This is a genomic window from Mesorhizobium sp. M4B.F.Ca.ET.214.01.1.1, from assembly GCF_004791545.1.
Classification (GTDB): Bacteria; Pseudomonadota; Alphaproteobacteria; order Rhizobiales; family Rhizobiaceae; genus Mesorhizobium; species Mesorhizobium abyssinicae.
In genome coordinates, this window is record NZ_SRUX01000013.1 from 134,948 (window position 1) to 148,344 (window position 13,397).

Annotated in this window: 13 protein-coding genes; 8 read left to right on the top strand and 5 right to left on the bottom strand. The window is 65.6% G+C overall.

Going from position 1 to position 13,397, the window contains the following annotated elements; translation table 11 throughout:
* From EN857_RS24395 to EN857_RS24405, 3 genes are read left to right on the top strand one after another with little or no spacing between them, the layout of a single operon-like run.
* Nucleotides 1-1,167, top strand: a complete 1,167-nt coding sequence (locus EN857_RS24395; RefSeq protein ID WP_127284703.1) for an ABC transporter permease — start codon at nucleotides 1-3, stop codon at nucleotides 1,165-1,167.
* The gene (locus EN857_RS24400) at nucleotides 1,164-2,102 is read left to right on the top strand and encodes an ABC transporter ATP-binding protein (protein WP_127284704.1); all 939 of its coding nucleotides are present in this window, start codon (nucleotides 1,164-1,166) and stop codon (nucleotides 2,100-2,102) included. Before EN857_RS24395 ends, EN857_RS24400 begins: the two co-directional genes overlap by 4 nt.
* Nucleotides 2,099-2,848 (top strand): ABC transporter permease, encoded by a 750-nt coding sequence (locus EN857_RS24405; RefSeq protein WP_128346954.1) that lies wholly within the window; start codon nucleotides 2,099-2,101, stop codon nucleotides 2,846-2,848. The genes EN857_RS24400 and EN857_RS24405 overlap by 4 nt, the downstream gene beginning before the upstream one ends.
* Nucleotides 2,849-2,940: 92 nt before the next feature.
* Here the strand turns inward: EN857_RS24405 and EN857_RS24410 are convergent, their stop codons facing one another.
* Entirely contained in the window at nucleotides 2,941-3,171 is a 231-nt protein-coding gene (locus EN857_RS24410; protein WP_127393491.1) for a hypothetical protein, read from the bottom strand.
* Between EN857_RS24410 and EN857_RS24415 the strand changes: the two genes are divergently transcribed.
* Nucleotides 3,161-5,302: a sodium-translocating pyrophosphatase gene (locus EN857_RS24415; RefSeq protein ID WP_127393490.1), complete on the top strand. Its 2,142-nt coding sequence runs from the start codon at nucleotides 3,161-3,163 to the stop codon at nucleotides 5,300-5,302. The two genes, EN857_RS24410 and EN857_RS24415, sit on opposite strands and share 11 nt — an antisense overlap.
* Before the next feature lie 61 nt (nucleotides 5,303-5,363).
* Here the strand turns inward: EN857_RS24415 and EN857_RS34885 are convergent, their stop codons facing one another.
* The 4 genes from EN857_RS34885 to EN857_RS24430 form a co-directional block, all read right to left on the bottom strand.
* Entirely contained in the window at nucleotides 5,364-5,834 is a 471-nt protein-coding gene (locus EN857_RS34885) for a hypothetical protein (RefSeq protein WP_127393489.1), read from the bottom strand.
* Nucleotides 5,813-8,731, bottom strand: a complete 2,919-nt coding sequence (locus tag EN857_RS24420; RefSeq protein ID WP_135859286.1) for a DUF4132 domain-containing protein — start codon at nucleotides 8,729-8,731, stop codon at nucleotides 5,813-5,815. Before EN857_RS24420 ends, EN857_RS34885 begins: the two co-directional genes overlap by 22 nt.
* Nucleotides 8,732-8,735: 4 nt before the next feature.
* Complete coding sequence (locus EN857_RS24425; RefSeq protein ID WP_127311827.1) at nucleotides 8,736-9,107, bottom strand: hypothetical protein; 372 nt, start codon at nucleotides 9,105-9,107, stop codon at nucleotides 8,736-8,738.
* Between the two features lie 293 nt (nucleotides 9,108-9,400).
* Nucleotides 9,401-9,919, bottom strand: coding sequence for an outer membrane protein assembly factor BamE (locus tag EN857_RS24430; protein WP_127284710.1), 519 nt, complete (start codon nucleotides 9,917-9,919; stop codon nucleotides 9,401-9,403).
* A 114-nt stretch (nucleotides 9,920-10,033) separates the two neighbouring features.
* On the opposite strand from EN857_RS24430, the gene EN857_RS24435 reads away from it, so the two are divergent.
* The 4 genes from EN857_RS24435 (at nucleotide 10,034) to EN857_RS24450 (ending at nucleotide 13,309) form a co-directional block, all read left to right on the top strand.
* On the top strand, nucleotides 10,034-10,570 hold the full coding sequence (locus EN857_RS24435; RefSeq protein ID WP_127311828.1) for a ubiquinol-cytochrome C chaperone family protein: 537 nt from the start codon (nucleotides 10,034-10,036) through the stop codon (nucleotides 10,568-10,570).
* Between the two features lie 10 nt (nucleotides 10,571-10,580).
* On the top strand, nucleotides 10,581-11,129 hold the full coding sequence (locus EN857_RS24440) for a DUF177 domain-containing protein (protein WP_127392055.1): 549 nt from the start codon (nucleotides 10,581-10,583) through the stop codon (nucleotides 11,127-11,129).
* Nucleotides 11,130-11,257: 128 nt separating this feature from the next.
* The gene (plsX, locus tag EN857_RS24445) at nucleotides 11,258-12,328 is read left to right on the top strand and encodes a phosphate acyltransferase PlsX (protein WP_127284713.1); all 1,071 of its coding nucleotides are present in this window, start codon (nucleotides 11,258-11,260) and stop codon (nucleotides 12,326-12,328) included.
* Nucleotides 12,329-12,337: 9 nt separating this feature from the next.
* On the top strand, nucleotides 12,338-13,309 hold the full coding sequence (locus tag EN857_RS24450; RefSeq protein WP_127392053.1) for a beta-ketoacyl-ACP synthase III: 972 nt from the start codon (nucleotides 12,338-12,340) through the stop codon (nucleotides 13,307-13,309).
* Nucleotides 13,310-13,397: the final 88 nt, after the last annotated feature.

The following is a 13,397-nucleotide window of genomic DNA, read 5'->3' on the forward strand; positions in this document are numbered from 1 at the left end:
ATGACCCTCCGTTTCGACAAGCTCGGCGTGGTCATCGCCGCGATCGCGGCCTATGCGGCGTTGCTTGCCCCCTTCGCCACCTTCCGTGCCAACCGCATCGTGCCCGGCCAGGCGCGCTCCATTCTGGAAGCGCTGCCGTCTGCCACCGGGCCGCTGCTGCTGGCGATCGTCATCGCCGGCGCGCTGATCGCGCTGCTGAAGACGCCGCTGCTGCTCCGGCTTGCCGCCGGCGTCGTGGCGCTTGCAGCGCTTGCCATCCTCATCGGCACGGCCGGCAGTTTCCTCACCCCGGCAGGCAACACCTTTGCCCGCGTCTCGCCGGCCTCCGGCTTCTGGCTGCTGATCTTTGCCTTCACGCTGCTGCTCGCCGATGTACTGACCAGGCTCGATCTGTCGCCCTGGGCGCGCGTCGGTGTGCTCATCGCCGCCGCGCTGGCGATCGGCCTGCTTCTGGTGTCGAGGCAATGGGATAGCCTGTCGATCCTCAAGGAATACGCCAACCGCGCCGACAGTTTCTGGGCCGAAGGCGCCAAGCACATCACGCTGGCGCTGGGCTCGCTGGCGGCGGCGGTGGTGGTCGGCCTGCCGCTCGGCATCCTGTGCCACCGCGTCGAGAGGCTGCGGGCCGGCGTGCTCAACGTGCTCAATATCATCCAGACCATTCCCTCGATCGCGCTGTTCGGCCTGCTGATCGCGCCGCTCGGCTGGGTCGCGACCCATGTGCCCGGCGCCGGCGCTTTGGGCATCCGCGGCATCGGCACCGCGCCAGCCTTCGTCGCGCTGTTCCTCTATTCGCTGCTGCCGGTGGTGGCCAACACCGTGGTCGGCCTCGCCGGCGTGCCGCGCGCCGCCAACGACGCCGCCCGCGGCATGGGCATGACCGACCGCCAGCGGCTGTTCGACGTCGAATTCCCACTCGCCTTCCCGGTGATCCTGACCGGCATCCGCATCGTTCTGGTGCAGAACATCGGCCTTGCCACCATCGCCGCGCTGATCGGCGGCGGCGGCTTTGGCGTGTTCGTCTTCCAGGGCGTCGGTCAGACCGCGATGGATCTGGTGCTGCTCGGCGCGGTGCCGACCGTGGCGCTGGCCTTCGCCGCCGCCATCATCCTCGACGCCATCATCGAAATGACCTCCATCAGACGACATGAGGCAAGCCCGGCATGATCGAGATCGAAGGTATCACCAAGCGCTATGGCGAAACCACAGTGGTCGACGATGTGTCGATGGCGATCGAGCCGCGCACTGTTTGCGTCATCGTCGGCACGTCCGGCTCCGGCAAGACGACATTGCTCAGGATGATCAACCGGCTGGTCGAGCCGACCGCGGGCGTCATCAAGCTCGACGGCGCCGACAACCGCTCGCTGCCGGGTTACGAGCTGCGCCGCAGCATCGGCTACGCCATCCAGGGCCATGGCCTGTTTCCGCATCGCACGGTGGCGCAAAACATCGCCACGGTGCCGCTGCTGCTCGGCTGGGACAGGGACCGCATCAAGCGCCGTGTCGACGAGCTGATGACGCTCTACCAGCTCGATCCGCAGGCCTATGGGCCGCGTTACCCGCACGAGCTCTCCGGCGGCCAGCAGCAGCGCGTCGGCGTTGCGCGCGCGCTGGCCGCCGAGCCGAACGTGCTTTTGATGGACGAGCCGTTCGGCGCGCTTGACCCGATCATCCGCAACAAGGCGCAGGAGGACCTGCTGGCCATCCAGAAGCGCTTCGGCACCACCATCATCCTCGTCACCCACGACATGGAGGAAGCCGTGCATCTGGGCGACAAGATCGCCGTCATGGATGCCGGCAAGCTGGTGCAATACGCAAAACCCGCCGAGATCCTGGCGAAGCCGGCCAGCGCCTTCGTCGAGACGCTTGTCGGCGCCAGCGAGAAACCGTTCCGGCTGCTGTCGCTTGGCCGCGTCGGCGATGCCGTCGAGAAGGGGACCGCCGAGGGCGAAGCGATCCCGGCCGAGGCCAGCCAGCGCGATGCGCTGGCCGAGCTGCTTTGGTCGGGTCGCCCGGCGCTGCCGGTGAAGGATGGCGACGGCAAGCCGCTTGGCCGGGTCACCGTCGATGGGCTGGTCAGGCGCGCCGCGAGGCCTGCATGAAAGCTTGGCTGCCATCGCTGCTCCGGCTTCTCCTGGTGGTGCTGCTTGTCGCCTTCGTCACCAACCCAGCCTTGTTCGAGCCGCTGCTCAAGCCGCTGACCGAGAACGGCGCGCCGGCGATCTACAACCAGGGCAGCTTGCTGACGCTGACGCTGCTGCATCTGAGGACCGTGCTGATCGCCACGGTCGCCGCAACCATCGTTGCGGTCGCGCTTGCCATTCTGGTCACCAGGCCGGCCGGAGCGGAGTTCCTGCCGCTGTCGCGCAGCCTGGTCAACATCGGCCAGACCTTTCCGCCTGTCGCCGTGCTGGCACTTGCCGTGCCGGCCGTCGGCTTCGGCGAGAAGCCGACGCTGATTGCGCTCTTCCTCTATGGCCTGCTGCCGATCTTCGAGAACGCGCTGACGGCTCTCACCACCCTGCCGGGCAATGTCATGGAAGCGGCGCGCGGCGCCGGCATGACCGCCTGGCAGAGGCTGGTCAAGGTCGAGCTGCCGCTCAGCGCGCCGGTCATCCTCGGCGGCATCCGGCTTTCGGTGGTCATCAGCCTTGCCACCGCCACCATTGGTTCAACGGTTGCGGCCAAGACGCTTGGCGAGGTGATCATCGCCGGCCTGCTGTCGAACAATCTCGCCTTCGTGCTGCAGGGCGGCCTGATCGTCGCTGCACTTGCCGTGCTGATCTATGACGGCCTGTCGGCCATCGAGCGCTACACGGCGCGTCGGATGGGGCAGGGGGCGGTTTAGCGACAAATGTCGGGACCGATCGGGGCGGGACCGACACTGAAAGACCTGTCGAGAGGCGACGCCGGATCCGTGCGGCGACTGATTACCCAGCGTCATTTCAATCGATCTAAAAGGACGGTCACGCCGGCAGGTTTGCGATCACCTTCGCCTTTTGGGCGAAAGCCGGGCAAAAACCGAACAATATCTTGACGTTCCCAGCCCTGTTTCGCATACAGCCCAGCCAAGGGGTGGATTCCGCCTGGCGGCGTGCATCCCCGTTCCAACGGCCCAGGGAGGGGTTCTTTTGGGCCATCAATCGAGGAAAATTCGGCAATGACCATCATTTACGCCGTCATCGCCTGCGGCCTGCTTTCAGTCCTTTACGCTATTTGGGCGACCCGTTCGGTCCTTGCGTCCGATCAGGGCAATCAGCGCATGCAGGAAATCTCCGCAGCCATCCGCGAGGGCGCCCAGGCCTACCTGGCGCGCCAATACACCACCATCGCCGTCGTCGGCATCGTCGTGCTCCTGCTTGCCTGGTGGCTGCTGTCGATCACCTCGGCCATCGGCTTCCTGATCGGCGCCGTGCTCTCGGGCGCCGCCGGCTTCATCGGCATGCACGTTTCCGTGCGCGCCAATGTGCGCACCGCGCAGGCCGCCTCCAACAGCCTTGCCGCCGGCCTCGACATCGCCTTCAAGTCGGGCGCCATTACCGGCATGCTGGTGGCGGGTCTGGCACTGCTCGGCGTCTCGATCTACTACTTCATCCTGACCGGACCGATGGGCCTCCAGCCGAATGACCGCATCGTCATCGACGCGCTGGTCTCGCTCGGCTTCGGCGCCTCGCTGATCTCGATCTTCGCCCGTCTCGGCGGCGGCATCTTCACCAAGGGCGCCGACGTCGGCGGCGATCTCGTCGGCAAGGTCGAAGCCGGCATTCCCGAGGACGATCCGCGCAACCCCGCCACCATCGCCGACAATGTCGGCGACAATGTCGGCGACTGCGCCGGCATGGCGGCCGACCTGTTCGAGACCTACGCCGTCACCGTCGTCGCCACCATGGTTCTCGCTGCTATCTTCTTCGGCGGCACTGCCATTTTGGCCGACACCATGCTCTATCCGCTGGCCATCTGCGGCGCCTGCATCCTGACCTCCATCGTCGGCACCTTCTTCGTCAAGCTCGGCTCCAACGGTTCGATCATGGGCGCGCTTTACAAGGGCCTGATCGTCACCGGCCTGCTGTCGATCGTCGGCCTTGGCGCCGCCACGTCGCTCACCATCGGCTGGGGTGATATCGGCACCGTCGCCGGCATCGCCATCACCGGCAAAAACCTGTTCATCTGCGGCTTGATCGGCCTACTGGTGACCGGCCTGATCGTGGTGATCACCGAGTACTACACCGGCACCAACAAGCGCCCGGTCAACTCCATCGCCCAGGCGTCGGTGACCGGCCACGGCACCAACGTCATCCAGGGCCTTGCTGTCTCGCTGGAATCGACGGCGCTGCCGGCGATCGTCATCGTCGGCGGCATCATCGCCACCTACCAGCTCGGCGGCCTGTTCGGCACGGCGATCGCGGTCACCACCATGCTCGGCCTTGCCGGCATGATCGTCGCGCTCGACGCCTTCGGCCCGGTCACCGACAATGCCGGCGGCATCGCCGAAATGGCCGGCCTGCCCAAGGAAGTGCGCCACTCGACCGACGCGCTCGACGCGGTCGGCAACACCACCAAGGCGGTGACCAAGGGCTATGCCATCGGCTCGGCCGGTCTCGGCGCGCTGGTGCTGTTCGCCGCCTATTCGAACGACCTGAAGTTCTTTGCCGCCAATGGCGACAAGTTCCCCTACTTCCAGGGCATGGGCGACGTCTCCTTCGACCTCTCCAACCCCTACGTCGTCGCCGGCCTGATCTTCGGCGGCCTGATCCCGTATCTGTTCGGCGGTATCGCCATGACTGCCGTCGGTCGCGCTGCCGGCTCGATCGTCGAGGAGGTGCGCAAGCAGTTCCGCGAGGACAAGGGCATCATGGCCGGCACCTCGAAGCCCAACTACGCCCGCGCCGTCGACCTTCTGACCAGGGCGGCGATCCGCGAGATGATCATCCCGTCGCTGCTGCCGGTGCTGGCGCCGCTGGTGGTCTATTTCGGCGTGCTTCTGATCTCGGGCTCGAAGGCCTCGGCCTTTGCGGCACTCGGCGCCTCGCTGCTCGGCGTCATCGTCAACGGTCTGTTCGTCGCCATCTCGATGACCTCGGGCGGCGGCGCCTGGGACAACGCCAAAAAATCGTTCGAGGACGGCTTCACCGACAAGGACGGCGTCAAGCACCTGAAGGGTTCGGAGGCGCACAAGGCCTCGGTCACCGGGGACACCGTCGGCGATCCCTACAAGGACACCGCCGGCCCGGCCGTCAATCCGGCGATCAAGATCACCAACATCGTCGCCCTGCTGCTCTTGGCCGTGCTCGCGCACGGCTGAGGCTCGAGGCTGGAAGTCAGAAAAACCCGCGGGAGCGATCCCGCGGGTTTTCTTTTTGCCGTCACCCGATCTGCGTGAGGATCGAGCCGTCGGTTATCTTGTCGTCATTTGCGAGCATCATTGCCTTGGACAGGATGACCGACAGGATGTCGTCGCCCTCGAACGGCACGTAGGCTGGCCTTGGCCCGGTCGCCTCGTTTGACGGCACGATGCAGAGATAGCGGTCGTTGGGCGCCATTCTGATGTGCCCGGACGCGAAGTTGATCTTGTAGGTCTTGCGCTTGCCGTCGACGATCAGGAACTCGTCTGTAACCGTGCACTGGTTGGCAATGGCGAGGCCGGGCAGGATGGTGGCGATGAAATCGCGGCGACCCTTTGCCAGGCCGCTGGCCTGTCCCGCCGAATAGCGCTCGCGGTAATCGAGGAATTCAGGCCGCTCCGACAGCGGGTGGCGGGCATCGCCGCCGCGATCCTGCCAGTGGCGGTCGTTGCCGATCGAGGTGCGGCCTATCACGCTGTCGATGTCGTACATCGCCTCGCAGAACGCGCGGGGAGGCACTGCATCGACGGACAGGGGCACCTCGTTCGGCAGCCCGGTCTTGGGATCGAGCGCGAAGAAGGCGACACGGTCCGTGGCGATGAAGGCGTAGAGGGCGGCGCCGCGCTCCGCCGCCTCGATGTCCTGCACGCGCGTGCCGATGCCGGCGACCCAGAACTCGGCGCGACGCCGTGATGCGGCAGGATGAGCCGAACGCGTTCATGCTCGGCATTGTTGCCGTGCATGCTGCGGTTGTACGCCGTCCAGCCGCGCTTCTTCAGGATGGCCATGACCGGAGCCTGCTCCAGTATGTGCGCGGCGAAGCGGTTCGAATAGCTCTGCGTGGCAAGTTCGGCGTCGGTGACGACATAGACCGGCCGCCAGGCCTGGATAAAGGGCTGCTGGATCGTCTGCCTGGCAAGCCTCTCGCGCCAGGCGGCGACGGTCGTGGCCGGGCTGTCCAGCGGATGCCAAAGGTGGACCGTCCAGTCCGGTCCTGGAACCGGGCAGCGAACGCCGGCATGATCGACAAGCCCGCCGTCGCGCGGCATGGCGACGAACGCCTCGCTCTTGGGACCCACAAAACGCCAGATCAGGCGCTCGGAAAGCGTGCGCAGCAGGCCATTGCCGATCAGCCGATCCTGCCAGCCCTGGTAATTCCAGTGGCGGCCGTCGCGCCAGGCGCTCTCGATGCGGCGCCGCGCTTCCGGCAGGATCAGCGCGATGTCCTTCGCCGCATTTTCCAACTCGCCCGCCATTTCGCTACCGCCGGGTGCCGCCTTGAAATCCTTGGCGATGCCGCGGCTCGACTTGCCCTTGGCGTCGATGCTGCGCAACTCGGCCTTGGCCGACGAGACAACGCGCAACTCGACGCGAACGCCGCCCAGTTCCTCGACACGAAGCCCGCCATCGCCGATGCCGTACTCGGCCATGGCGATTTCCTGCATGTCGTCGCCCGACAGGCCGAGCTTGCTGCCCGCCGCTTCCAGCGCCTTGTCGATCGACTTGATCACCACTTTGTCGTCGATCCTGCGGCGAAGGCGGCCGAGCGCATAGGCGGCGTCCGCGGTGCCCAACTGGCCGAGCGACCAGACGCAGGCCGCCCCTGTCTTTTGCGAACGCACGGTGCGTCCGTAATGCCCTGTCTTGATCAGCGTCGCGCCTGCCAGCGATTCCAGCAGCGGCAGCGCCTTGTCGGCCGGCAGGCGGGACAAGGCCAGGGCAATGCCGCGTGCGACCGCGACATTGTCGGGCGACAGTTCGCCGTGCAGTCGGCCGAGATCAAATTGCCAGGGTACATAGTCCCCGGCCGCGCGCTGGAACAGCAGGCCCGGTATCGCGCAGATCGCCTTCAGCGCGGACTGCCGCACCGCCGCCGCATAGCCCGCCGACTCCCGTTCCGGCAGCGGTGTCGGAAACACCGATGCATTCTGCGGGCTGAACACCAGGCTGTAGGCTTCGAGGCCGATATAGACGTCGCGGTCGATCTCCGGCAGCGCCGGTTCGCAGAGCGGTTTGAGCCACTGCCTGAAACCGTCGGCCACCGTGTCGTGCCCAAGGGCTGCGATCTTGCGTTCGCAATCCTTCAGCCAGGTCGTGCCGGGCGCGCCATCGCCGGCGGCAACCAGATGGTTGAGCAGGCTGCCGTCAGGATCCCCGCCGCCGAATTCGAACGCCTCGACCTGCGTGCCGGCCCTCGTGAAGTCCTGCGGCCAACCCCGATCGAAGGTCGGCCCCATGGTACGCAGCATCGCCATTTGCGCGGCGGTCGCGAGCTGTCGCCATTCGGGTTTTTCCTGGCTCAGCATGCGGCTGAGATGGTTGTTGTAGTCCTTGTGAAAACCTTCCTCGCCCTTGGTGTCGCGAGCCCACCAGCCGAACCTGAAGGCGGCACTGCCATCGCCGGAGCCAAAACGGGCGGCGAACGCCTGTCGGTCGGTCAGCCAGTTGTGCACCGTCCTGTCGCCGGCGTAGGCGCGGATGTCCTCGAACAGCGGTGCCAGTTCCGTCAGCACGTCGTCCCAAAATTCCGCCTTGTCGGACGGCGGCGGCGTGTAGCGCAGGTGCGGAAGTTTTCCCGGCGGATTGGCCCGCATGCGCGCAAAGAAACTGTCCTGCTGGCCGGCCCCGGCAAGCGCCTTCAGCGAAACGATCAGCGGTGGATCGGTCTTTTCCGGACCAGTCCGGTTTTTGTAGTACTGCGTATCGCAAACCAGCGCGATGAGCCTGGCGGCGTTGGCCCGGTCCTCGGGGCCAGGAACCAGTCCGTGTTTCACCGCGCGCTCGATCTCGCGAACGATGCCGAGCTTGGGCAACCCGCTCGACCAGCCGATCGTGCCTTTGAGGTGGAGGCCGGCCTGGTCGTTGGCGAGCAGCCTGAGCGCGGTGGCGGTTCTCGGCGCGTTCGCCTGGAAGCCGCTGCGCAGAAGATCGCGACTCAAGGTTTCGCAAAAGCGCGCGAATCTGGGTGGGATGCTGCCCTCGCGGCTGCGCACATAGATGGCCACCGCCGGACCCCAGCCGAACCGCGCTCGCAGCATGTCGATAGTGTCGAACAACTCGCCGCGCTGTTCCGCCGACAAAGCGCGCAGGCGGCTGGTGATATCCTTGCGGGCTTCCTCCGAGTTCGCGGTGTCGTAGGCGCGGACGAGGGAGATGAGCTCCGCTGTCATCGGACGCGAGACGCCGGCGGATGAGGCCAGCTCGATATCCCGCGCCAGCGCCTCCGCCTGGCTCCGCTCCCTGTCGGCATGGGCGCGATGGAGGCGCTCGACCATCCTGTTTATGTCGGCGACCGGCGCCGGCTCAGTCGGACGCGCGGCGCCGCCTACGGCCTTGCCGAACGCCGCGGCCGCTGCCCTGAGACCCGAAAACAACCGTCCATTGCTCATCCGCTCAGCCTCCCTTGAGCCGCAAAAGCTTGATGAAGACGACGTCCGTGCGCGCTGAAATGACGGCCACGTCGTCCAGCGCCATCATTTGCTTGCCACCGACGACCACCATGAAGGCGTTGCGCGAAAAGGCCTCGATCGCTGCCGCCACAGCCTGGTCCGGGTTGGTCTTCTTGAGCGGTCCGGTGTTTGGCGCATAGAGCAGGGTCTCGATCGCCGCGTCGTTGCGCGAGGCGTGCAACCTGTCATGCTCCAGCAGCACGCGTTCGGTGATGATCTGCCGGAGCGTGCACGGGACGCCGTCCTTCCAGTCCAGGACGAAGCTCTGGACCGGCTTGCGGGCGCCGATCTGGTCGTACATGACGATGCGGCTCATCTGACCCTCCGATCCGGCTGATCTTGTGGATCAAAAATTATAGGCAGATGAAACCCAAGCGCCATTGCGTTTTGTGGTGGATAAACGGCTAACGCAGAAGTTGCGCCCGCCACAGGATCAATAAAGGATCATCGGGACACTGGACGGCTTCGGTTTTGCTCTTCGAGCGAAGCTGGCCTCGCTGAGCCGGAACGGCCGGTCAGTACCAAGCAAAGACCCGCCGGAGCGATCCGGCGGGTCCCTGGCTGCCTGATTCTGTGTTGCCCGCGTGCGAAAAGCGAGCCGGCCGTCGGTTACATGCCGTTGCCGCCGCCTGGCAGGCCGGGCGCCAGCTTGCTGGCGCCGTTGATGATCTGGCTGAGGAAGTTCTGGTCCTTGCCGCCGGTCGGCGTGGTGCGCGAGATGAAGTCGAAGACCTTGCCGTCCTTCAGCCCGTAGTTGGCGATCTGGGTGACGCGGCCGTCGGCGCCGAAATAGACCGCCAGCACTTTCTGATCGACCAGATGCGGCTTGTCGAAGGCGACATAGCGCTTGCGCGTCTGCGAGATGTAGTAGAAGGCCTCGTTGTCGAAGGTCGCCGTCGTCGACGGAGTGCCCAGCGCCAGCAGCACCTGTTCGCGGCTCGATCCCACCGGCACCGAGTCGATGGCCTGCTGGTCGATGACGTAGCCCTGGGTCAGCGTCTCGCCGGGGCTGAGATCGCCGATCATCTTGGACGAATTGCAGGCTGAAAGGGCGGCCGCCGCCACCAGCAGCGATGCCATGCCGGCCGGCCTGGCCAGGAAATGCAACTTGAAATTCAGCGCGCGCAACAACAACTCCATTAGCCGACCGCAACTTGCGCTGGGCGGCAAAACCGGTAAACCAGCTTGCCTGCCGATGCAACAAGGCCAATTCAACAAACGGTCCCCGGGAGACCACCCTCAATGTTCCAGCGCTTTTTTGGCCGCGAACGCCATGCCAACCGCGCTATCACCGAGGCGCTTTACGCACAAATCGTGGCGGCGGCGCGGCAAGCCGTTTTTTATTCCGACTGGAATGTGCCGGACACGCCGCTTGGTCGTTTCGAGATGCTGTCGCTGCACATGTTCCTGTTCCAGCACCGGCTGCGCGGCGAGAGCGGCGCCGCGACCGAGGTCGCCCAGGTGCTCATCGACGAGTTCTTCCTGGATGTCGAACATTCGCTGCGGGAACTGGGCATCAGCGACGTCGGCGTGCCGAAGCGCATGAAGAAGCTGGCCAAGATGTTCTATGGCCGCACGGCCGCTTACGACGATGCGCTCGAGCGCGACGACAGGGAAGCGCTGGCCGCCGCGCTTACCCGCAATGTCGTGCCCGACGCGGGTGAGTGGCCGCAGGCGCCGCTGCTGGCCGCCTATGTCGCGGATGCCGCCCGGCATCTTGCGGCCCAGCCGGCCGAATCGATCGCATCCGGCACGCTGACGTTTCCGGCGGCCGGCTGAGGAGGCGAAGATGAAACATATCGACCCGCAAAGCCAGGTTTCCTTCATCGCCAATGTCGCCCGCCTGCCGCAAAAAGGCCTGCCGGTGACGATCGAGGCCGACGAAAGGCAGCGCGCGGCGCTCGCCGTCGAGCACGAGCTGCTCTCGGTCGAACGCTATCGCGCCGAGCTTCTGGTGGCGCCGTGGAAGCGCAATGGCGTCAAAGTCAGCGGTCGCGTCGAGGCCGACATCACCCAGGCCTGCATCGTCACCCTGGATCCCGTGGAGGCGCATATAGACGAGCCGGTCGAGGCGCTGTTCCTGCCCGAGCAGTCCAAGCTCGGGCGGCAGGGTTTCGAAGGCGGCGGCGAGATCGTGCTGGATGCCGACGGACCCGACAGCCCGGAGACCTTTTCCGGCGACACGATCGATGTCGGCGCGCTCGCCGAGCAGTTCTTCGGGCTGGCTATCGACCCCTATCCGCGCAAGGCCGGCGTGTCGCTGGAGGTCTCCGGCGACGGCGAGGCCGAGGAAAGCGAATTCCAGCAAAAGCTGCGTTCGCTGCTTGGAAAATCCTGAAAGCGGACCCGATATTAGAAAAGCCGGTTGTGCGGCAGCGCAAAAACGCTATTTTCGCCGAACCTTCGCGAGCCCCCGAACCTGACCAGCTCAAGCCGCCGGCAGGCAAACCGTGAGATGAATACCGCGTGATCAGGATTTCCATCGATGCCATGGGCGGCGATCACGGACCAGGCGTGGTCATCCCGGCGCTCATGACGGTCGCCATCCGTCGTCCCGACATCCGCTTCATCATTTATGGCCGCGAGGATGCGGTGCGCCCCGAGCTGGCCAAATTCCCCAAGCTCGCCGAGGTGAGCGAGTTCGTGCATTGCGAGATCGCGGTCCGCATGGACGACAAGCCGAGCCAGGCGCTGCGCCATGGCCGCTGGAAGTCATCGATGTGGAAGGCGGTCGAGGCGGTGAAGTCCGGCACCGCCCAGGCCTGCATCTCGGCCGGCAACACCGGCGCGCTGATGGCGATGTCGAAATTCTGCCTGCGCACCATGGCCACCATCGACCGTCCGGCGATCGCCGCGATCTGGCCGACGACGCGCGGCGAAAGCGTGGTGCTGGATGTCGGCGCCACCATTGGCGCGGATGCGCACCAGCTCATCGATTTCGCCATTCTGGGTACTGGCATGGCGCGCTCGATCTTCGGCATCGACCGTCCGAGCGTCGGTCTGCTCAATGTCGGCGTCGAGGAGATCAAGGGCCAGGAAGAGGTCAAGGAGGCCGGGCGCATGCTGCGCGAGGCCAACATGGCATCGATGAACTATCGCGGCTTCGTCGAAGGCGACGATATCGGCAAGGGCACGGTCGACGTCGTCGTCACCGAAGGCTTCGCCGGCAACATTGCGCTCAAGACCGCGGAAGGGACCGCCAGGCAGATCGGCGGCTATCTGCGCGCCGCCATGAGCCGTACGCTGATGGCCAGGATCGGCTATGTCTTCGCCAAGGGCGCCTTCGACCGGCTGCGCGAGAAGATGGATGTCGGCCGCTCCAATGGCGGTGTCTTCCTCGGCCTCAACGGCATTGTCGTGAAGAGCCATGGCGGCGCCGATTCGGACGGCTTCGCGGCGGCAATCGAGCTTGGCTACGACATGGTGCGCAACAATCTACTTGACCGCATCGAGGCCGATCTCGATCTGTTCCATGCGCGCAATCCGCATGCCCAGGCAAACAGGAAATCCGACGTCGTCGTCGACGCAAAGGAATAGGAAAGAGCTTTGATCAGATCAGTCGTGCGCGGCTCCGGCGCCGCGCTGCCCCGCCGCATCATGAAGAATGCCGATTTCGAAGGCATGGTCGAGACCTCCGACGAGTGGATCGTCCAGCGCACCGGCATCCGCCAGCGCCATGTCGCGGCCGATGACGAGACCACCGCCTCGCTCGGCGAGGCGGCCGCGCGCGCGGCACTCCACAGCGCCGGCCTGACGCCCGCCGACATCGACCTGATCGTGCTGGCGACCTCGACGCCCAACAACACCTTTCCGGCGACCGCGGTCGAGATCCAGAACCGGCTCGGCATGCATCACGGCTTTGCCTTCGACATGCAGGCGGTCTGCTCAGGCTTCGTCTACGCGGTGGCGACCGCCGACCTCTACATTCGCGGCGGCTTGGCCAAGCGGGTGCTCGTCATCGGCTCCGAGACCTTCTCGCGCATCCTCGACTGGAACGACCGCTCGACCTGCGTCCTGTTCGGCGACGGCGCCGGCGCGCTGGTGCTGGAAGCCGGCGAGGGGACCGGCACCATCGCCGACCGCGGCGTGCTGGCGGCGAGCTTGCGCTCCGACGGCGTCCACAAGGAGAAGCTGTTCGTCGATGGCGGGCCTTCGACCACCGGCACCGTCGGCCATCTCAGGATGGAGGGCCGCGAGGTGTTCAAGCATGCGGTCGGCATGATCACCGACGTCATCGAGGCGACGTTCTCGCAGGCCGGCATCACCGCCGACGATCTCGACTGGTTCGTGCCGCATCAGGCCAATAAACGGATTATTGACGCTTCCGCCAAGAAGCTCGGGATCGCCGAGCAAAAAGTGGTGGTTACGGTCGATTTGCACGGTAACACGTCGGCTGCGTCCGTGCCGCTGGCGCTGTCAGTGGCCGTCGCCGACGGCCGCATCAAGAAGGGTGATCTGGTGCTGCTCGAGGCGATGGGCGGGGGCTTCACCTGGGGCGCGGTTTTGGTCCGCTGGTAAGTGCCGAACGGAAGGGTTCGGTCCTTGACCTTGACGGATCAATTACTTAGGCTCTGCCGTTGCTTGTACCGATTTATGTTTTTGAGCT